The 21,282-nt window shown below is 60.3% G+C and carries 6 protein-coding genes and 5 rRNA genes; 9 read left to right on the forward strand and 2 right to left on the reverse strand.

Annotated features, from left to right (window positions below; genetic code table 11):
* The first annotated feature begins 5 nt into the window (after positions 1 to 5).
* The 4 genes from ACVT6V_RS14805 (at position 6) to ACVT6V_RS14820 (ending at position 4,912) form a co-directional block, all read left to right on the forward strand.
* A complete protein-coding gene (locus ACVT6V_RS14805) occupies positions 6 to 1,529 on the forward strand; it encodes a VWA domain-containing protein (RefSeq protein ID WP_489900550.1) in 1,524 nt (507 codons plus the stop codon).
* 121 nt (positions 1,530 to 1,650) lie between these two features.
* On the forward strand, positions 1,651 to 2,811 hold the full coding sequence (locus ACVT6V_RS14810; protein ID WP_489900821.1) for an iron-containing alcohol dehydrogenase: 1,161 nt from the start codon (positions 1,651 to 1,653) through the stop codon (positions 2,809 to 2,811).
* Complete coding sequence (locus ACVT6V_RS14815; RefSeq protein WP_489900551.1) at positions 2,811 to 4,262, forward strand: MadS family sensor histidine kinase; 1,452 nt, start codon at positions 2,811 to 2,813, stop codon at positions 4,260 to 4,262. The genes ACVT6V_RS14810 and ACVT6V_RS14815 overlap by 1 nt, the downstream gene beginning before the upstream one ends.
* Entirely contained in the window at positions 4,259 to 4,912 is a 654-nt protein-coding gene (locus ACVT6V_RS14820; RefSeq protein ID WP_489900552.1) for a MadR family response regulator transcription factor, read from the forward strand. Before ACVT6V_RS14815 ends, ACVT6V_RS14820 begins: the two co-directional genes overlap by 4 nt.
* A gap of 67 nt (positions 4,913 to 4,979) precedes the next feature.
* On the opposite strand, the gene mftM is transcribed toward ACVT6V_RS14820, so the two are convergent.
* Positions 4,980 to 5,807, reverse strand: a complete 828-nt coding sequence (mftM, locus tag ACVT6V_RS14825) for a mycofactocin oligosaccharide methyltransferase MftM (protein WP_489900553.1) — start codon at positions 5,805 to 5,807, stop codon at positions 4,980 to 4,982.
* A gap of 723 nt (positions 5,808 to 6,530) precedes the next feature.
* Here mftM and ACVT6V_RS14830 point away from each other — a divergent pair.
* The 3 genes from ACVT6V_RS14830 to rrf all read left to right on the forward strand — a co-directional run bounded on the left by ACVT6V_RS14830 (position 6,531) and on the right by rrf (position 11,926).
* Positions 6,531 to 8,051, forward strand: a 16S ribosomal RNA gene (locus tag ACVT6V_RS14830).
* Between the two features lie 455 nt (positions 8,052 to 8,506).
* Positions 8,507 to 11,641 (forward strand): 23S ribosomal RNA (locus ACVT6V_RS14835).
* Positions 11,642 to 11,809: 168 nt separating this feature from the next.
* Positions 11,810 to 11,926, forward strand: a 5S ribosomal RNA gene (gene rrf, locus ACVT6V_RS14840).
* Together the 16S, 23S and 5S rRNA genes form the textbook arrangement of a ribosomal RNA operon.
* A 578-nt stretch (positions 11,927 to 12,504) precedes the next feature.
* Here the strand turns inward: rrf and ACVT6V_RS14845 are convergent.
* Positions 12,505 to 12,687: a hypothetical protein gene (locus ACVT6V_RS14845; protein WP_489900554.1), complete on the reverse strand. Its 183-nt coding sequence runs from the start codon at positions 12,685 to 12,687 to the stop codon at positions 12,505 to 12,507.
* Between the two features lie 3,391 nt (positions 12,688 to 16,078).
* Between ACVT6V_RS14845 and ACVT6V_RS14850 the strand changes: the two genes are divergently transcribed.
* Positions 16,079 to 17,599 (forward strand): 16S ribosomal RNA (locus ACVT6V_RS14850).
* 455 nt (positions 17,600 to 18,054) lie between these two features.
* A 23S ribosomal RNA gene (locus tag ACVT6V_RS14855) occupies positions 18,055 to 21,189 on the forward strand.
* Positions 21,190 to 21,282: the final 93 nt, after the last annotated feature.

Consider the following 21,282-nt stretch of genomic DNA (forward strand, 5'->3'; position numbering starts at 1 on the left):
CCGAGATGGAAGGGGCCATTCATCGCTTCGTCCGGCTGCTCCGGCTGCACGGGATACGTATCGGGGTGTCCGAGGCGATGGACGCGATGCGTGCCACCGGCACGTCGGAGATCCTCGGCGACCGGGAGCTGCTGCGCTCAGCGCTCGAGGTCTGTCTGATCAAGGACCGCCGGGATGAGGCGACGTTCAATCAGGTCTTCGACCGATTCTTCGGTCTACGGGCCGTGGTGGACGCCGATGACGGCCACGGACATTCGCACAGCCACGACGATCTCAGTGACACCGGCGAACTCGAGGAGTACACGCTGTCCGACGAGGTCGGCCAGACGCCGCAACAGGGCCACAGCCATGGTCCGCCGTCGAACATCCGACAGTACTTCGACCCGGAGGACCTCGCCGAGCAGTACAACCTCCATCAGGAGGCCAACAAGCTCGACATGGCCTCGCTCACCGACGAGATCGTCCTCTCGTCCGACGATGTGCCGAACTCCGAGGCCGCCGCGCGGGTCCAGCTCACGGTGTCGCGGCTGCAGAATCCTGGTCGGCCCGGCGAGCTGGTGTCCGGCAACCCCACTCAGCTCGACGCGGAACTCTCGGTGGCACAGGAGATGGCGCTGCTGGAGTGGCTCGACAACGACGACCCGTCAGGGCCGCAGCCGGACGTCGAGGAACTCGCGGCCCTGCGCAGCGCGCTGGCCGGCCTCCTCGACGGTTTGCCGGAGAAACTCCGCGACCACCTCGAACAGCTGATGGCGACCGACCACGAACTCGAGAGCCGTGAGGTGAAGGCCTCGGTGCGCGACGTGATCCATGAGTCCGAGCGGGCGAGCTTCGAGGACTCCATCCGTCGGCTGATCCGGAGCCTGCACGGCGCGCCGCGTGCCCGTCGCAAGCTCGCTGCTCGTGGCACGGTCGATGCCGCGCGCACGATGCGCGCGAACCTCCGCTACGACGGTGTGCCGTTCCGTCCCATCACCGTGGCGAAGGTGACCGACCGGCCGAGCCTGCTGGTGCTCACCGATGTCTCGCTGTCGGTGCGCTCGGCGGCCAGGTTCACGCTGCAACTCGTGCACGGGCTGCAGAGCATGGTCGCTCATGTCCGATCGTTCGCCTTCGTCTCCGACCTGGTGGAGATCACCGACCTCTTCGCCGAGCACCCGCCGGAAGAGGCGCTGTCGCTGGTGTTGTCGGGTCTACCGGCCGGCGGCGTCCTCGATGTCGACGCGGACTCCGACTACGGCAATGCGTTGGGCACTTTCCTGGAGGAGTTCGGCGGGGCCGTCAACCGGCGCACCACGGTCATCGTTCTCGGGGACGGGCGAACAAACGGCCGCGATCCGAACCTCGGCGCGTTCGAGGAGATCACCCGGCGAGCCCGCGAGACCATCTGGATCACCCCGGAACCGAGCTATTCGTGGGGCCTTGGCTCGTGCGATCTGCCCGCCTACGCGACACTGTGCGATCGGGTTCACGTGGTCCACGATCTGTCCGCGCTCGAACAGGTCTCCGTCGACATGAGTGGCGTGTGAGGAGGCCGCTGCCGCGTAGGATCGCGTCCATAGGGCGTGCGCGCTTCCTGAGTGGTGAGCGTGCGTGCGTCTGGAACGGCGGGTCAGGTGAGGTGATGTGCGAACCGAGTCGGGCGGCACCATGACGCGGGCCGCCGTACGCATCGCCAAGTTCCACACCCCGGAGATCATCATCGGTCACGGGTCGCTGGCCGAGGTGCCGCGGGCGGCGGAGGGACTGGGGATACGCCGGCTGATGATCGTCTCGGATCGTCCGATCATGTCCACGCCGTGGTACCCGGAACTTGCCGACCGCCTGAGAACTGCTGGGCTGCAGGTCTATTCGTTCACCGGGGTTTCGCCGAACCCGCGGGCGTCCGAGGTGTCCGCCGCGCTCGAACACTATGACGAATCGCGGTGCGAGGGCATTGTCGCGCTGGGCGGCGGATCGGTGATCGACGCAGCCAAAGGGGTGGCGATCCTGGCCGCCAACGGCGGACACATCCTCGAGTACGAGGGGATCGACCGCGCGCGACGGCCCCTGCCTCCTGTGGTCGCGGCGCCCACGACCGCAGGCAGTGGATCCGACGTCTCACAGTTCTGCATCATCAACGATGTCGACCGACGCACCAAGGTCACCATCATCGGGCGGGGATTGGTGCCCGATGTCTCGGTGATCGACCCACGCACGCTGTCGACGCTGCCTCCCGCGGTGGTCGCGCAATCAGGGCTCGACGCCATCACACATTGCATCGAGGCATTCGCATCGGTGGCCCACACCAGACTGACCGATACCGCTGCGCTGTCCGCGATCGCCACCGCGTGGCGGAGCATCGAACGGCTCGTCGACGATCCCGCGGACCCGGATGCGGGACTGGACATGGCGTATGCGGCGTTGGAGGCGGGAATGGCCTTCACGAACGCCATCCTCGGCGCCACCCACGCGATGAGTCACCCGGTGGGTGGGTTGTGCGACGCCCCGCACGGTGCGATCAATGCGGTACTGCTCCCACACGTGATCCGGTTCAATGCGGAGCAGGACCCGCAGCCATACGTCGACCTCGCGAAAGCAGTGGGCATCGCCGCCTCGTCGTCGGCCTACGCCACCGCCGATCTGTTCGCCGAGAGGATCGCGGATCTCGCGGCCCGGGTCGGGCTCCCGGCGTGCTTGGCGCCGCTGGGTGTCCGTCCGGAACACATCGACATCCTCACCGCCAATGCCATGGCCGATGCGTGCATGACCACCAATCCGCGACAGCCGACGGCCGCCGAGGTCGAACGCATCTACCGCGAGGCACTCTGATGTCGGGCGCGAGCGGTCGGGCCGACGAGGGCCTGACCCAACTGCGACCGGATCCGTCGGTCCGCGACGAACTGCCCGCCGGCGACCAGCTCGACTCGTTGGTGGGCCTGCACTCGGTGAAGGGATCGCATTACGCCCAGTTCCGTGGGGTTGAGCAGCGTCTGTCCCGCGTCGTGGGTGCGTTGGACCGAATCTCCCGCGCGCTCGTGCAAACCGCCGAAGGGCCGGAGAACCTGGTTCTGTCGGTGGTCCGCGCGGTTCATGAACATCTTGATGCGGAATGGGTGGTGTTCGCACTCTGCGACGGCGAACTCGATCGCACCGGCCCGCGGCACCTCATGATGACCCGCGACGGAACGATCCTCGCCTTCGAGGGCGCGCAGAAGGCACGAACGCCGGGCCACCTGCCCGACGAGGTCCTCAACCGGCTCAACGACATCCTGCGCAACCAGATGGGTCAGCTGATGCGACCCGTCGTCGACGATCATCACGTCCACGTACCACTGCACCTGGATGGGCGTGTGGTCGGCGGACTGTCGGCGTGGACCGCCGACGAGAAGTTGGTGGACTCAGCGGATCTGGTGGTGATGCGCATCCTGGCACGTCAGGCGGTGGTCGCACTGCTGAACGCAGCGCTGCTGGAGGAGTCCCGACATCAGCTGGCCAGGGCGGAGCAAGCGTATGCGAAAGCCTCCGAACAGGCCAGCGACCTGGCGGCGCGGAATCTGGAACTCGAACGCACCCAGCGAGAGTTGTCGGCGGTCATGCGGCAGCGTCTGGTGACCGAGGAGCGCGAACGTATCGCGCGGGAGCTGCATGATTCGGTGACCCAGTCGGTGCTCTCGGCAGGGATGCAGATCGAGGTGTGCCGGATCGACTCCGACCCACAGACCGCCGAGCGTCTCGAGGTGGCCGGCCGGTTGACCCGTGACGCCGTCGAGCAGCTGCGGTCGGTCATCTACGCCCTCAACCAGTCACCGTCGGTGAGTGAACTGAGTCTCGGCGAGGTACTCGACGGTCTCTGTTCGATGCACATGCCCGCCGATCTGGCGACCGAGGTCCGGGTGATCGGACGGCCTCGGGACCTGCCCGACGACGTCCAGCACGCCATCCTGCGCATAGCAGGCGAAGCGCTGTTCAACATCGCCGTGCACGCCGAGGCGTCCACGGCTCGGCTGACCCTGTCTTACGGAGACGACACCGTACAGCTCAACGTCGACGACAACGGCAACGGCGACCCCCGGCACATGCGACGAGTGTTGCGGGCGGCCGAGCTCGGTGACCTCGCCGGCCGGCACCGCGGTCTGGCGAACATGGCTGCCCGAGCCGAGGAGCTGGGCGGATGCCTCCGCATCCGACGATCGAGGCTCGGGGGTGTTCGTCTCGGGGTCGAGATTCCCGTGGGCGGTGACCGGCCGGTCGACAACCGGAGACGGGAGATCACGACATGAGTGCACCCGAGACGACGGCGGTACGCACGATGCTGGTCGATGACCACGCGCTGCTGCGCGAGGGGCTGCGGTCATTGCTCGATCGGGAGGCGTCGATCGCAGTGGTCGGTGAGGCCGATTCCTATGAGGCCGCCCTCGCCGAGGTGACCAGGTGCCGACCCGACGTGCTGGTGGTGGACCTCAAACTCACCGCGGGCACCGAATACGAGGGACTGCACCTGATCAGGGAGATCGCGTCGCGTCATCCATCGGTCGCCTCACTGGTCCTCACCACCTTCCTCGACGACGACCTCGTGGTGCGCGCGGTCAAGGCCGGAGCTCGCGGGTACGTGGTCAAGGACGTCGACACCACCGAGCTCGTTCGAGCAATCCAGGCCGTGTCCGGGGGTGGCAGTGCCTTCGACCCGCGCAGCGCCGCGATAGTGCTCCGCACCGTTTCCGGGGAAGGCGACGGTCCCGAGGCATTGACCGACCGCGAGCGCGAGGTGCTGCGCCTTCTCGCAGACGGACTGTCCAACAAGAGGATTGGGCAAACGCTGTTCATCTCCGAGTCGACCGTGAAGTTCCACATCCGCAACATCATCCGGAAGCTGGGCGTCACCAAGCGCACCGATGCCGTCTACATCGCCAGCAAGCGAGGACTCATCTGACCGGTGCGCACAGTGGCACAGGTTCGACTCCGATGCCCAAGGTTCAGTCGACGTGAGAGGGGTCTGATCAGCGTGGGGTCAGGACGAGCCAACCGCCGTGATCTTGGAAGATCTCGGCGCCGGCGTGTTCGACCAGCTCGGCCCAACGTCGTAGATGTGCCTCGGTGAGCTGGACAAGGTGGCCGAAATGTTCGCTCGGATGCTCCTCGTAGGGAACTGCCACGATGACTCGTTGCCGCGCGACGCGGAGGGCTTCGGACAACGCAGTCGTCGCGGCCTGCTCGTTCAGATGCTCGAGCAGATGGATCAGCGTGACCGTGTCGACCGAGGACGTGTCATACGCCAACGCGGTCGCATCGCCGACCCGGGCGTCGACCGCAGCATGGCGTCGTTGCGCATGGGCGCGGACAAGTGCGACAGCACCTGGCGAGATGTCACAGGCATGCACTCGGTAGCCGTCGTCCGCGCACTGTAGGGCCAGAAAGCCGAAGCACGAACCGACTTCCAGCACACTCGTACCGCTGATCAGCGACCTGGCCCGACGATGTATAGGACTGAAGGGGGAGCGTCCGGCGCGCAGTTCGGCGATGGAGTTGTCGTAGAACGCGGCCCAGCCTCTCGCCTCGGTACCGGCCGAGGTGCGGATGACCCCGACGGCGGCTTCCTCGAAATCGTCCTGTCCCGTGAGTACGCCCTCGTGGATGAGTGGCAAAAGCCCCGAGATCATTGCCGAGTCACAGATGGTCGACACGTCGAGTCGGTGGGCGATCTCGATGCAGTTGTCCCGGTTGCGCCACGAAAAACCCCGTGACGTGCGGAAACCGGAGGGGACGCTGCTTGTCTTGCGCACGACCGTGCGACGGCGCGGCGGTGCGGGAGAATCGAGGACGCTCACACCTCCACGCTAGAAATCGTCGTGGCCTGCGGTAACTGCCCAACGGGGTGCATCAACTGGCCGAAAGGACGGGTCGCATGGCGCAGATCACACTTGGGTACGGGCGTCCCATATCCGCGTTTCACGCAGCCTGCCGACCCGTGTCAGGCCTGTGAGCTGCGAGAACTCGGAGCCGGCATTCGCTGAGCAGGCGATTTGACCCTGGCGAGAGAACTGCGTAACTTTCTTCGAGTCAGCGCGCCACGGCGCCGCCTGGGAGGCCGAGAGGCTGGTTCTGGGAGTGGAGACCGGGTTTTCGTGTTGGCCGTCCCGAGTTGTTGTTCATGGTTGTTGTTTGTGCTGTGGATGGTGTCTTGGGTTGTCTGGATGTTCTTGTTCGGTTGGTAGCTGAGAGTTGCGGCCGCGCAGGGTGTTCGGTAGGATGGAAGAGTTGCGCCGGAGACGGGCAGCGATTCGAAGCAGAACGTGAAGCTTGCTGGTGAGCGCCTTTTTGTGGGGTGGTGCTGGTGGGTGTGTGTTCTTTGAGAACTCGATAGTGTGTTGATGGATTGTTTGATGCCATGTTTGGCATCGTGTGTCCAAGTTTTTTGGATATGAGATGTATTTTTTTTGTGGCACCTGCCCGTGTGGGTGGGTGTTGCTAGTTTTTGTTTGGTCAGGTTTTTGTCTCTCTGGCTGAGATTGTGTTGAAAAGTGCTGGTTCGCCGGCTTTTTCGATAGGTTTTCATGGAGAGTTTGATCCTGGCTCAGGACGAACGCTGGCGGCGTGCTTAACACATGCAAGTCGAACGGAAAGGCCCTGCTTGCAGGGTACTCGAGTGGCGAACGGGTGAGTAACACGTGGGTGATCTGCCCTGCACTCTGGGATAAGCCTGGGAAACTGGGTCTAATACCGGATATGACCATGGGATGCATGTTCTGTGGTGGAAAGCTTTTGCGGTGTGGGATGGGCCCGCGGCCTATCAGCTTGTTGGTGGGGTAATGGCCTACCAAGGCGACGACGGGTAGCCGACCTGAGAGGGTGATCGGCCACACTGGGACTGAGACACGGCCCAGACTCCTACGGGAGGCAGCAGTGGGGAATATTGCACAATGGGCGCAAGCCTGATGCAGCGACGCCGCGTGAGGGATGACGGCCTTCGGGTTGTAAACCTCTTTCACCAGGGACGAAGCGTGAGTGACGGTACCTGGAGAAGAAGCACCGGCCAACTACGTGCCAGCAGCCGCGGTAATACGTAGGGTGCGAGCGTTGTCCGGAATTACTGGGCGTAAAGAGCTCGTAGGCGGTTTGTCGCGTCGTCTGTGAAATTCTGCAACTCAATTGCAGGCGTGCAGGCGATACGGGCAGACTTGAGTACTACAGGGGAGACTGGAATTCCTGGTGTAGCGGTGAAATGCGCAGATATCAGGAGGAACACCGGTGGCGAAGGCGGGTCTCTGGGTAGTAACTGACGCTGAGGAGCGAAAGCGTGGGTAGCGAACAGGATTAGATACCCTGGTAGTCCACGCCGTAAACGGTGGGTACTAGGTGTGGGTTCCTTTTCACGGGATCCGTGCCGTAGCTAACGCATTAAGTACCCCGCCTGGGGAGTACGGCCGCAAGGCTAAAACTCAAAGGAATTGACGGGGGCCCGCACAAGCGGCGGAGCATGTGGATTAATTCGATGCAACGCGAAGAACCTTACCTGGGTTTGACATACACCAGACGCAGCCAGAGATGGTTGTTCCCTTGTGGTTGGTGTACAGGTGGTGCATGGCTGTCGTCAGCTCGTGTCGTGAGATGTTGGGTTAAGTCCCGCAACGAGCGCAACCCTTGTTCTGTATTGCCAGCACGTGATGGTGGGGACTTGCAGGAGACTGCCGGGGTCAACTCGGAGGAAGGTGGGGATGACGTCAAGTCATCATGCCCCTTATGTCCAGGGCTTCACACATGCTACAATGGCCGGTACAGAGGGCTGCGATACCGTGAGGTGGAGCGAATCCCTTAAAGCCGGTCTCAGTTCGGATCGGGGTCTGCAACTCGACCCCGTGAAGTCGGAGTCGCTAGTAATCGCAGATCAGCAACGCTGCGGTGAATACGTTCCCGGGCCTTGTACACACCGCCCGTCACGTCATGAAAGTCGGTAACACCCGAAGCCGGTGGCCTAACCCTTGTGGAGGGAGCCGTCGAAGGTGGGATCGGCGATTGGGACGAAGTCGTAACAAGGTAGCCGTACCGGAAGGTGCGGCTGGATCACCTCCTTTCTAAGGAGCACACAACATCACCCATTTCTGCCGGCATGTGTCCGTGCGGTGGGTGTGTGTTCGAGGGTGAAACATCAAACAGATCTGTTCTGCCGGCCTGTCTGGGTTGGTGGGGTGGGTGGCTGTTCACTGTGAGGTGGGTGGCGTTGTCAGCACACTATCGGGGTTCTGAGGGAACACACGTTTCTTCTGGGCCTGTCATTGCGCAGCCTTGGTGAGGTGTCCTGTGGTGGGGCATACAGAGGTGTGTGGGTGGTGGGTGTGTGTTGTTTGAGAAGTGCATAGTGGATGCGAGCATCTTTATTTTGCAATGCATATTGAATCAATAGTTTTTGGTTTGTGTGTTTTGTTCGAGTTTGTTGTGTGTTTTTCTACATTCGTGGGGGGTGTTGTTTCCTTGTGTGTCTCCTGTTGGGGGTGCATGGGGGGCGGAGCCCCTGTGGGTGTAGGTGTTGTTGTAAGTGTTTAAGGGCGTTCGGTGGATGCCTTGGTACCAGGAGCCGATGAAGGACGTGGTAGGCCGCGATAGTCCTCGGGGAGTTGTCAAACGAGCTGTGATCCGAGGGTGTCCGAATGGGGAAACCCAGCACGAGTGATGTCGTGTTACCACCAGCTGAATGTATAGGCTGTGTGGGGGGAACGTGGGGAAGTGAAACATCTCAGTACCCATAGGAAGAGAAAACAATTGTGATTCCGTGAGTAGTGGCGAGCGAAAGCGGAGGAGGCTAAACCATGCGCATGTGATACCGGGTAGGGGTTGTGTGTGTGGTGTTGTGGGGTTCATCTTCTCAGATCTACCTGTCTGGGCGTGAGTGATAAAGCTGTGGGTTAGGTGAAGTGGCCTGGAATGGTCTGCCGTAGTCGGTGAGAGTCCGGTAGCTGAAAACCTGTGGTCTTGCGTGATGTTCTCCCAAGTAGCAGCGGGCTCGTGGAATCTGCTGTGAATCTGCCGGGACCACCCGGTAAGCCTGAATACTTCCTGGTGACCGATAGCGGACTAGTACCGTGAGGGAAAGGTGAAAAGTACCCCGGGAGGGGAGTGAAATAGTACCTGAAACCGGACGCTTACAATCCGTCAAAGCTTGCGAGTCGTTTGGTCGGCTGTGGGTGATGGCGTGCCTTTTGAAGAATGAGCCTGCGAGTTAGTGCTCGGTGGCGAGGTTAACCCGTGTGGGGTAGCCGTAGCGAAAGCGAGTCTGAATAGGGCGTGGAGTCGCCGGGTCTAGACCCGAAGCGGAGTGATCTACCCATGGCCAGGGTGAAGCGTCGGTAAGACGTCGTGGAGGCCCGAACCCACTTCAGTTGAAAATGGAGGGGATGAGTTGTGGGTAGGGGTGAAAGGCCAATCAAACTCCGTGATAGCTGGTTCTCCCCGAAATGCATTTAGGTGCAGCGTCACATGTTTCTTACTGGAGGTAGAGCTACTGGATGGCCGATGGGCCCTACTAGGTTACTGACGTCAGCCAAACTCCGAATGCCGGTAAGTGAGAGTGTGGCAGTGAGACTGCGGGCGATAAGGTTCGTAGTCGAGAGGGAAACAGCCCAGATCGCCGGCTAAGGCCCCTAAGCGTGTACTAAGTGGAAAAGGATGTGGGGTCGCGAAGACAACCAGGAGGTTGGCTTAGAAGCAGCCACCCTTGAAAGAGTGCGTAATAGCTCACTGGTCAAGTGATCCTGCGCCGACAATGTAGCGGGGCTCAAGTACACCGCCGAAGCCGCGGCACTCACACAAGTCATTCTCTTCGCCTTGCGGGGTGGGGAGCAGTGGTGTGGGTGGGTAGGGGAGCGTCCTGCATCCCTGGAAGCCACAGCGTGAGCTAGTGGTGGAGGGTGTGGGAGTGAGAATGCAGGCATGAGTAGCGAAAGCAGAGTGAGAAACTCTGCCGCCGGATGACCAAGGGTTCCTGGGCCAGGCTAATCCGCCCAGGGTGAGTCGGGACCTAAGGCGAGGCCGACAGGCGTAGTCGATGGACAACGGGTTGATATTCCCGTACCCGTGTACAGGCGTCCATGCTGAATCAGTTGTACTAACCATCCAAAACCAGATGGATCACCTTCGGGTGACCGGATGGGGCTGCATGGGACCTCGGCTGGTAGTAGGCAAGCGATGGGGTGACGCAGGAAGGTAGTGGGGCCAGTCAGTGGTAATACTGGTGTAAGCCTGTAGGGAGTGTGGTAGGTAAATCCGTCACACATATATCCTGAGAGGTGATGCGTAGCCGTTGCGGCGAAATCCATGATCCTATGCTGCCGAGAAAAGCCTCTAGCGAGTTGGTACACGGCCCGTACCCCAAACCAACACAGGTGGTCAGGTAGAGAATACTAAGGCGATCGAGAGAACTGTGGTTAAGGAACTCGGCAAAATGCCCCCGTAACTTCGGGAGAAGGGGGACCCATCCCGGTGACCGTCCTTGCGGCGTGAGCTGGTGTGGGTCGCAGAGACCAGAGAGAAGCGACTGTTTACTAAAAACACAGGTCCGTGCGAAGTCGTAAGACGATGTATACGGACTGACGCCTGCCCGGTGCTGGAAGGTTAAGAGGACCGGTTAATGCCCTTCGGGGTGTGAAGCTGAGAATTTAAGCCCCAGTAAACGGCGGTGGTAACTATAACCATCCTAAGGTAGCGAAATTCCTTGTCGGGTAAGTTCCGACCTGCACGAATGGCGTAACGACTTCTCTGCTGTCTCAACCACAGACTCGGCGAAATTGCAGTACGAGTAAAGATGCTCGTTACGCGCGGCAGGACGAAAAGACCCCGGGACCTTCACTATAGCTTGGTATTGGTGTTCGGTTCGGTTTGTGTAGGATAGGTGGGAGACTGTGAAGCGGCCACGCCAGTGGTTGTGGAGTCGTTGTTGAAATACCACTCTGATCGTATTGGACTTCTAACCTCGGACCCTGATCGGGTTCAGGGACAGTGCCTGGTGGGTAGTTTAACTGGGGCGGTTGCCTCCCAAAATGTAACGGAGGCGCCCAAAGGTTCCCTCAGCCTGGTTGGCAATCAGGTGTTGAGTGTAAGTGCACAAGGGAGCTTGACTGTGAGACGTACATGTCGAGCAGGGACGAAAGTCGGGACTAGTGATCCGGCACCAACGTGTGGAAGTGGTGTCGCTCAACGGATAAAAGGTACCCCGGGGATAACAGGCTGATCTTCCCCAAGAGTCCATATCGACGGGATGGTTTGGCACCTCGATGTCGGCTCGTCGCATCCTGGGGCTGGAGTAGGTCCCAAGGGTTGGGCTGTTCGCCCATTAAAGCGGCACGCGAGCTGGGTTTAGAACGTCGTGAGACAGTTCGGTCTCTATCCGCCGCGCGCGTCAGAAACTTGAGGAAACCTGTCCCTAGTACGAGAGGACCGGGACGGACGAACCTCTGGTGTGCCAGTTGTCCCGCCAGGGGCATCGCTGGTTAGCTACGTTCGGAAGGGATAACCGCTGAAAGCATCTAAGCGGGAAGCCTGTTCCAAGATGAGGTTTCTCACCCCCTCGAGGGGGTAAGGCCCCCCACAGACCATGGGGTTGATAGGCCAGAACTGGAAGCACAGCAATGTGTGTAGGTGACTGGTACTAATCGGCCGAGGACTTACAACAACACTTATCACCGATAAGAACTGATAGAGCTCTGCTCGCATCCACTATGACACTTCTGAAACAACACGCACGGGGGCTCCGCCCCTCGTGAACCCCTCAACCAGTGGTAACCATTGGTTGAGGGTGGTTCACACAAGATAAACAAACACTGCGTGTGTTTCACAATGTTTCGGCGGCCATAGCGGAGGGGAAACGCCCGGTCCCATTCCGAACCCGGAAGCTAAGCCCTCCAGCGCCAATGGTACTGCACCCTAACCAGTGTGGGAGAGTAGGACACCGCCGAACACAACCTAGCCTGAGGCCCTTCGCACACGCGAAGGGCCTCAGCGCATTCCCACCACCCACCGCAACCAACAAACACCAGCCTCGATCCAAACAATCGGCGAGGGCTGCGTTGCTTGTGTCCTGGCTCGCGGAGTTGGCCGCACGCGTCATTCATGGAAGCGGCCACTGCGCGGTTGGTGAGACTGGCCGAACGGGGATGTGTTCTCGGTTGGTGTCTGCCCGAGCGGGTATCTGATCGGTCTACCGGCACAACGGTGTGTTCGTCAGTGAGTGTGATTTGCTACCGCGGGACAGATCGCTGTCGAGTACCGGCCGCTCAGGTCGCTGACGCCGAAATCCCATGGGCCGTAGGCAATGTGGCGCGATTTCTTATCACAACTCACTACTGGAGCCAGCACTGCAGACGTTTCGAGCGCGACCATGGGTTCCAGACCCCAGCCGACGGCGTCTCGGCGAGCCTGGCCTGAGTTGGATCTGTTCAGTGCGTGGCGATGATCGTGTCGGTGTATTCCAGCGGGGTGCGGGCGGTGAGTGGGGCAGTCGACGTTCGAACGATGACGGTGATATCAGGCGCAGGTCTACACTTTCTTGTTCAACGTGCTGGTGACGTTCTGCAGGTCGCGAGCGATGGTGACGGCGGCGAACTCGATGCTCAGGTGCGCTTCGATCGCATCGCAGGTGCGGTGAAGGTCGGGGCGAGCTGCAGATCGGACCTCGTCGAGCGCGTTCGACCTTCCACACGTCGTGGTGGGCCGCGACACTGGCGTGTCCGTCCATCACCGAGTGAGCAGTGGTGGCGCAGCCCTTGTATCCGGCCGCTGCACGAGCGCGTTCGATCGATTCGTCGTCGAGCTCGACCGACTGGCCGGCGACCTTCACAAAATCTTGTTCAAGCCAGGGGTTCTGTGCGTGGTTGGACCGGCGGCGGGCGCGTTCGATCTCAACGTTGCGGTTGTCGTATTGGCCCTGAGCCCATGTGTAGTGCACATCACCCGCCGGTGGGCGCCGGTTCCCAGCGATCGGGTCAACTGAAACCCGCCGTCTCTCGTGGCGCTCGGCGAAGCACGTGATGACAGGATCAGAGTCCTCGTCTCCGCCCGGCTTCCCTCGAAGACCTGTACGTCGAGTGGGAAGCTGTTGCGCGCCAACAACAGCCGAGGGGGATCTGAGGGTCGACTCGACGTCCTTTACTCATCCCGACCTGACGCAGCCGGTGTTCCTCCGCGGGTTCGAAACCACGTCGTCAGGTCGTAGGGCACCAGTGCCGCGCCCGGCCGGTCGGCGCTGACGTGATCGTGGCAAGCGCGAGACAGCTGGCCTTGGTGGTCGCGGTACTCGCATCGAGGCCAACGCCCGTTCGATACCCCGAGAAGTGCGGTGCACTGATACCGGTGTCGTCGAGCGCCCTGGGGGTGTCGAGTGTGCTGGTCGCTCGACCGGCCGTACGCACACCGACTCAGCTGAAGGTGTCAACGCCAAGGATCTCGAGTCCCCACCGCCGCTGGTGCGGTGAGTGTGGTCCACACCAGTTCGCTCGAAACAGCGGGCGACGACCGCGTCGCCGTCGGCTCGGACCATCTCTGCACCAATAGATCCTCGGTCCAGGTGTTGTGGCCGGCGTCGGTCTTGCCGTTGGCAACCGCGATGAACGCCGTCGACTCACCTTCAGTGGGAGCGGACCCGACATGTTGGACGATCCACCGGTAGCGCTGCACAGTCTCGGCGATCGGGACCGCTGTCGCTCTTGGTACGGCTGTCTCCTTCCGGACATATGGGCTCACCAATGACACTCACCAAGCGACTGAATCCGAAGCGACCCACTACCTGGAGTTCGAGGACGTCACCCCCGACAGCGCCGACGAGCACCACGCCGACGAATAGACGTCGGGAGGTCCAACTCATGTCTGATGCCGACGGGTAGCCAGCGGAGAGCGAATCTCCGCAGGTGCCCCGTAGCGGTATCGCGGCAGTGGCAGGGCGCAGATGTCGGCACGAGTCGGATTGTCTGTATGTCAGCCTGTCGAAGTTCACCTGCCGAAGTTCACCCGCCGAGGTCGCCGGTTGACGCCTGTGATTGGGCGCCGAGGCCGTACTGGACTGCCTGCGTAAGCGGTCCGGCCTGCGACACCGGCGGACGGAACTGTGTGGGCGCAGGGCCGGCTGGTAGCAATCGTTCTCGGTCCGCACGGCTCGCGTGGGGTGCGGCGAGTGCCGGCGGCACGGACGACTCCACCGACACAAACGGACTCCACCGACACGAACGTCTGTACTCATCCATTTGCCGACCTGGCACTCGACGACGCGGGGTCCATGATGACCGGCACACGGGCCTCGGACTCACATGCGGACGCGCCCGGAGCAAGACCTGCCAGACGTCTCCTCGTCCGGGTCGCCCGAGCGGTGAACAGGCTGTACGCAGGGCTGCCTGTGACGTGCGGGCGGGCCGGCGTGTGGGTGAGATGCGCGGGTGTGGAAGTCGGCCGGCCCCACTTGTGACGGTCTCAAACGTGGACGGCGAGTCGTTCCCCGCAAGCTCGCGGCGGCCAACGGTCTCGAGCGGATGGTCAACCGCGCATCTGTCCGATCGGGGATCGTCGTCGACGCGGTCGACGCCGCCGCGAACGATGGATCGCGGTCAGCACGACCGGGTGGTGACGCGCGGAATCGTGGTGGACCTGGATCGCGTTGACCGGCGCAGCAGACTTCGTCGTGACGGCGTGCTGCCCCGACCCGAGGCGAGAACTCCACGCAGGCGACCGTTCAGCTGTGCAATGTGACGGTGCGATGGCCGATATCGGCCGACGGTCGGTGCGGGCAGTAAGGGCACGACGGGTCGGTGCGAGGACTGTGACAACGACGGCCGTGGACAACGACGGCCGTGGACAACGACGGCCGTGGACAACGACGGGCCGTGGACAACGACGGGCCGTGCGCGTCCGAGAAGCTGCACCACCGCGTGCGACCCGGTCCTGTCGCAGGATCCGTGTCATCGCGCGCCGGTGCGATATCCAGTTGGGCTGGGACGTGGCGACCGCGCTCCCTGGCTGTGGAGAGTCACGGGCGACCGCGCCGCCGCAAGGCATGACCGCCAGACGATGACCGCTGCAACGCTCAACATGACGTCGAACGGGGCGAAGAGTGTTGAGCCGGAACGACGTTCGCGGGATGTCGGCAGGACTGGTCGGTGACCCCCGACCGGGCATGGATCTCACCATCGGGCACGTGGACCGAGATCATGCGCTCACGAGCTGTCGTTGTATGGGAGGCTGCCGGCTTCATCGGTGAGGCCATGACGGAGTGAGAGGGGGACACCTCGAGCGGGTGGTCAGTGCACGGGGAAACCCTTCTCTGTGGGCCGGCCGACGCCGCGGGTCACGGGACCCCGGGGCACCACGGGAATAACTGCCGATTTTCCTGAGCGCGTGGGTGTTCCGGAGCTGTCTGGACCGCCTCGTGACCTACCCGCCAGCGGAGTCGGCGCGCCCCGTTACGCCGACTGTTACCTCAGCGGGGACCGGGCGCCCTCTATTTGCGGGAGGGGCGACACGTCAGGACTGCCTGTGTCTCGAATCCCGCCGGCAGGTGCGAGACAAACGCGCGAACAAATGGCCTTGACCAGGCGATTTGCTTTTGACGGTGGGGGTGCGTAACTTTCTTCGAGTCAGCGCGCCACGGCGCCGCCTGGGAGGCCGAGAGGCTGGTTCTGGGAGTGGAGACCGGGTTTTCGTGTTGGCCGTCCCGAGTTGTTGTTCATGGTTGTTGTTTGTGCTGTGGATGGTGTCTTGGGTTGTCTGGATGTTCTTGTTCGGTTGGTAGCTGAGAGTTGCGGCCGCGCAGGGTGTTCGGTAGGATGGAAGAGTTGCGCCGGAGACGGGCAGCGATTCGAAGCAGAACGTGAAGCTTGCTGGTGAGCGCCTTTTTGTGGGGTGGTGCTGGTGGGTGTGTGTTCTTTGAGAACTCGATAGTGTGTTGATGGATTGTTTGATGCCATGTTTGGCATCGTGTGTCCAAGTTTTTTGGATATGAGATGTATTTTTTTTGTGGCACCTGCCCGTGTGGGTGGGTGTTGCTAGTTTTTGTTTGGTCAGGTTTTTGTCTCTCTGGCTGAGATTGTGTTGAAAAGTGCTGGTTCGCCGGCTTTTTCGATAGGTTTTCATGGAGAGTTTGATCCTGGCTCAGGACGAACGCTGGCGGCGTGCTTAACACATGCAAGTCGAACGGAAAGGCCCTGCTTGCAGGGTACTCGAGTGGCGAACGGGTGAGTAACACGTGGGTGATCTGCCCTGCACTCTGGGATAAGCCTGGGAAACTGGGTCTAATACCGGATATGACCATGGGATGCATGTTCTGTGGTGGAAAGCTTTTGCGGTGTGGGATGGGCCCGCGGCCTATCAGCTTGTTGGTGGGGTAATGGCCTACCAAGGCGACGACGGGTAGCCGACCTGAGAGGGTGATCGGCCACACTGGGACTGAGACACGGCCCAGACTCCTACGGGAGGCAGCAGTGGGGAATATTGCACAATGGGCGCAAGCCTGATGCAGCGACGCCGCGTGAGGGATGACGGCCTTCGGGTTGTAAACCTCTTTCACCAGGGACGAAGCGTGAGTGACGGTACCTGGAGAAGAAGCACCGGCCAACTACGTGCCAGCAGCCGCGGTAATACGTAGGGTGCGAGCGTTGTCCGGAATTACTGGGCGTAAAGAGCTCGTAGGCGGTTTGTCGCGTCGTCTGTGAAATTCTGCAACTCAATTGCAGGCGTGCAGGCGATACGGGCAGACTTGAGTACTACAGGGGAGACTGGAATTCCTGGTGTAGCGGTGAAATGCGCAGATATCAGGAGGAACACCGGTGGCGAAGGCGGGTCTCTGGGTAGTAACTGACGCTGAGGAGCGAAAGCGTGGGTAGCGAACAGGATTAGATACCCTGGTAGTCCACGCCGTAAACGGTGGGTACTAGGTGTGGGTTCCTTTTCACGGGATCCGTGCCGTAGCTAACGCATTAAGTACCCCGCCTGGGGAGTACGGCCGCAAGGCTAAAACTCAAAGGAATTGACGGGGGCCCGCACAAGCGGCGGAGCATGTGGATTAATTCGATGCAACGCGAAGAACCTTACCTGGGTTTGACATACACCAGACGCAGCCAGAGATGGTTGTTCCCTTGTGGTTGGTGTACAGGTGGTGCATGGCTGTCGTCAGCTCGTGTCGTGAGATGTTGGGTTAAGTCCCGCAACGAGCGCAACCCTTGTTCTGTATTGCCAGCACGTGATGGTGGGGACTTGCAGGAGACTGCCGGGGTCAACTCGGAGGAAGGTGGGGATGACGTCAAGTCATCATGCCCCTTATGTCCAGGGCTTCACACATGCTACAATGGCCGGTACAGAGGGCTGCGATACCGTGAGGTGGAGCGAATCCCTTAAAGCCGGTCTCAGTTCGGATCGGGGTCTGCAACTCGACCCCGTGAAGTCGGAGTCGCTAGTAATCGCAGATCAGCAACGCTGCGGTGAATACGTTCCCGGGCCTTGTACACACCGCCCGTCACGTCATGAAAGTCGGTAACACCCGAAGCCGGTGGCCTAACCCTTGTGGAGGGAGCCGTCGAAGGTGGGATCGGCGATTGGGACGAAGTCGTAACAAGGTAGCCGTACCGGAAGGTGCGGCTGGATCACCTCCTTTCTAAGGAGCACACAACATCACCCATTTCTGCCGGCATGTGTCCGTGCGGTGGGTGTGTGTTCGAGGGTGAAACATCAAACAGATCTGTTCTGCCGGCCTGTCTGGGTTGGTGGGGTGGGTGGCTGTTCACTGTGAGGTGGGTGGCGTTGTCAGCACACTATCGGGGTTCTGAGGGAACACACGTTTCTTCTGGGCCTGTCATTGCGCAGCCTTGGTGAGGTGTCCTGTGGTGGGGCATACAGAGGTGTGTGGGTGGTGGGTGTGTGTTGTTTGAGAAGTGCATAGTGGATGCGAGCATCTTTATTTTGCAATGCATATTGAATCAATAGTTTTTGGTTTGTGTGTTTTGTTCGAGTTTGTTGTGTGTTTTTCTACATTCGTGGGGGGTGTTGTTTCCTTGTGTGTCTCCTGTTGGGGGTGCATGGGGGGCGGAGCCCCTGTGGGTGTAGGTGTTGTTGTAAGTGTTTAAGGGCGTTCGGTGGATGCCTTGGTACCAGGAGCCGATGAAGGACGTGGTAGGCCGCGATAGTCCTCGGGGAGTTGTCAAACGAGCTGTGATCCGAGGGTGTCCGAATGGGGAAACCCAGCACGAGTGATGTCGTGTTACCACCAGCTGAATGTATAGGCTGTGTGGGGGGAACGTGGGGAAGTGAAACATCTCAGTACCCATAGGAAGAGAAAACAATTGTGATTCCGTGAGTAGTGGCGAGCGAAAGCGGAGGAGGCTAAACCATGCGCATGTGATACCGGGTAGGGGTTGTGTGTGTGGTGTTGTGGGGTTCATCTTCTCAGATCTACCTGTCTGGGCGTGAGTGATAAAGCTGTGGGTTAGGTGAAGTGGCCTGGAATGGTCTGCCGTAGTCGGTGAGAGTCCGGTAGCTGAAAACCTGTGGTCTTGCGTGATGTTCTCCCAAGTAGCAGCGGGCTCGTGGAATCTGCTGTGAATCTGCCGGGACCACCCGGTAAGCCTGAATACTTCCTGGTGACCGATAGCGGACTAGTACCGTGAGGGAAAGGTGAAAAGTACCCCGGGAGGGGAGTGAAATAGTACCTGAAACCGGACGCTTACAATCCGTCAAAGCTTGCGAGTCGTTTGGTCGGCTGTGGGTGATGGCGTGCCTTTTGAAGAATGAGCCTGCGAGTTAGTGCTCGGTGGCGAGGTTAACCCGTGTGGGGTAGCCGTAGCGAAAGCGAGTCTGAATAGGGCGTGGAGTCGCCGGGTCTAGACCCGAAGCGGAGTGATCTACCCATGGCCAGGGTGAAGCGTCGGTAAGACGTCGTGGAGGCCCGAACCCACTTCAGTTGAAAATGGAGGGGATGAGTTGTGGGTAGGGGTGAAAGGCCAATCAAACTCCGTGATAGCTGGTTCTCCCCGAAATGCATTTAGGTGCAGCGTCACATGTTTCTTACTGGAGGTAGAGCTACTGGATGGCCGATGGGCCCTACTAGGTTACTGACGTCAGCCAAACTCCGAATGCCGGTAAGTGAGAGTGTGGCAGTGAGACTGCGGGCGATAAGGTTCGTAGTCGAGAGGGAAACAGCCCAGATCGCCGGCTAAGGCCCCTAAGCGTGTACTAAGTGGAAAAGGATGTGGGGTCGCGAAGACAACCAGGAGGTTGGCTTAGAAGCAGCCACCCTTGAAAGAGTGCGTAATAGCTCACTGGTCAAGTGATCCTGCGCCGACAATGTAGCGGGGCTCAAGTACACCGCCGAAGCCGCGGCACTCACACAAGTCATTCTCTTCGCCTTGCGGGGTGGGGAGCAGTGGTGTGGGTGGGTAGGGGAGCGTCCTGCATCCCTGGAAGCCACAGCGTGAGCTAGTGGTGGAGGGTGTGGGAGTGAGAATGCAGGCATGAGTAGCGAAAGCAGAGTGAGAAACTCTGCCGCCGGATGACCAAGGGTTCCTGGGCCAGGCTAATCCGCCCAGGGTGAGTCGGGACCTAAGGCGAGGCCGACAGGCGTAGTCGATGGACAACGGGTTGATATTCCCGTACCCGTGTACAGGCGTCCATGCTGAATCAGTTGTACTAACCATCCAAAACCAGATGGATCACCTTCGGGTGACCGGATGGGGCTGCATGGGACCTCGGCTGGTAGTAGGCAAGCGATGGGGTGACGCAGGAAGGTAGTGGGGCCAGTCAGTGGTAATACTGGTGTAAGCCTGTAGGGAGTGTGGTAGGTAAATCCGTCACACATATATCCTGAGAGGTGATGCGTAGCCGTTGCGGCGAAATCCATGATCCTATGCTGCCGAGAAAAGCCTCTAGCGAGTTGGTACACGGCCCGTACCCCAAACCAACACAGGTGGTCAGGTAGAGAATACTAAGGCGATCGAGAGAACTGTGGTTAAGGAACTCGGCAAAATGCCCCCGTAACTTCGGGAGAAGGGGGACCCATCCCGGTGACCGTCCTTGCGGCGTGAGCTGGTGTGGGTCGCAGAGACCAGAGAGAAGCGACTGTTTACTAAAAACACAGGTCCGTGCGAAGTCGTAAGACGATGTATACGGACTGACGCCTGCCCGGTGCTGGAAGGTTAAGAGGACCGGTTAATGCCCTTCGGGGTGTGAAGCTGAGAATTTAAGCCCCAGTAAACGGCGGTGGTAACTATAACCATCCTAAGGTAGCGAAATTCCTTGTCGGGTAAGTTCCGACCTGCACGAATGGCGTAACGACTTCTCTGCTGTCTCAACCACAGACTCGGCGAAATTGCAGTACGAGTAAAGATGCTCGTTACGCGCGGCAGGACGAAAAGACCCCGGGACCTTCACTATAGCTTGGTATTGGTGTTCGGTTCGGTTTGTGTAGGATAGGTGGGAGACTGTGAAGCGGCCACGCCAGTGGTTGTGGAGTCGTTGTTGAAATACCACTCTGATCGTATTGGACTTCTAACCTCGGACCCTGATCGGGTTCAGGGACAGTGCCTGGTGGGTAGTTTAACTGGGGCGGTTGCCTCCCAAAATGTAACGGAGGCGCCCAAAGGTTCCCTCAGCCTGGTTGGCAATCAGGTGTTGAGTGTAAGTGCACAAGGGAGCTTGACTGTGAGACGTACATGTCGAGCAGGGACGAAAGTCGGGACTAGTGATCCGGCACCAACGTGTGGAAGTGGTGTCGCTCAACGGATAAAAGGTACCCCGGGGATAACAGGCTGATCTTCCCCAAGAGTCCATATCGACGGGATGGTTTGGCACCTCGATGTCGGCTCGTCGCATCCTGGGGCTGGAGTAGGTCCCAAGGGTTGGGCTGTTCGCCCATTAAAGCGGCACGCGAGCTGGGTTTAGAACGTCGTGAGACAGTTCGGTCTCTATCCGCCGCGCGCGTCAGAAACTTGAGGAAACCTGTCCCTAGTACGAGAGGACCGGGACGGACGAACCTCTGGTGTGCCAGTTGTCCCGCCAGGGGCATCGCTGGTTAGCTACGTTCGGAAGGGATAACCGCTGAAAGCATCTAAGCGGGAAGCCTGTTCCAAGATGAGGTTTCTCACCCCCTCGAGGGGGTAAGGCCCCCCACAGACCATGGGGTTGATAGGCCAGAACTGGAAGCACAGCAATGTGTGTAGGTGACTGGTACTAATCGGCCGAGGACTTACAACAACACTTATCACCGATAAGAACTGATAGAGCTCTGCTCGCATCCACTATGACACTTCTGAAACAACACGCACGGGGGCTCCGCCCCTCGTGAAC

It is taken from the genome of Gordonia sp. LMA167 (assembly GCF_058130025.1).